The following is a 504-nucleotide window of genomic DNA, read 5'->3' as shown; positions in this document are numbered from 1 at the left end:
CCGGTCCGGCTTCGAGGTGGCCGGCGACATCAGCGTCACCGCCCGCCGGGACGGCCAACTTGACCTGATGGCCGATGCGCTCACCGACCATGTCGACCTCGACGCGCTGCTCGGCCTGCTCGACGGGGTTCCGGCCCGCCCGGTGATCGGCACCTCGCTGGGTAGCGTGGGGACATGATGCGGACTCTGCCGGTGCTGCTCACCGCGCTGGTGGCGCTGACCGGCTGCACGAGTGTGGTCGAGGGCGCCGCGACCTGGCCGGGAGAACGCCTGGAGCGGGTCCTGCTGACCGCGGCGGACTTCCCGGCCGGGGTGCAGTTCGACCGCATCGTCGAGAATCCCGGCCGGCCCGACGGCGACGGCGCGCCGCCGGCCATGCTCTCCGACCCGCCGGGTTGCAGTGAGGGATTCACCAAGGTGATCACCGCGACGGCGGAGCGCGGACCGGGCAGTGCCGCCAAGTACACCGTCGGCTACGACGGTGCCCGGATGCTGATCACCGTG

General features: G+C 72.2%; 1 pseudogene. It reads left to right on the top strand.

Annotated features, from left to right (window positions below):
* Nucleotides 1-174: 174 nt before the first annotated feature.
* Nucleotides 175-504, top strand: a pseudogene (locus tag H7I41_RS29860) (hypothetical protein); the annotation flags it as partial.

The organism is [Mycobacterium] manitobense (assembly GCF_025821665.1).
GTDB lineage: Bacteria > Actinomycetota > Actinomycetes > Mycobacteriales > Mycobacteriaceae > Mycobacterium > Mycobacterium arseniciresistens.
The sequence above is the reverse complement of the archived record's forward strand: the minus strand, read 5'-3'. Positions and strand labels throughout refer to the sequence as shown.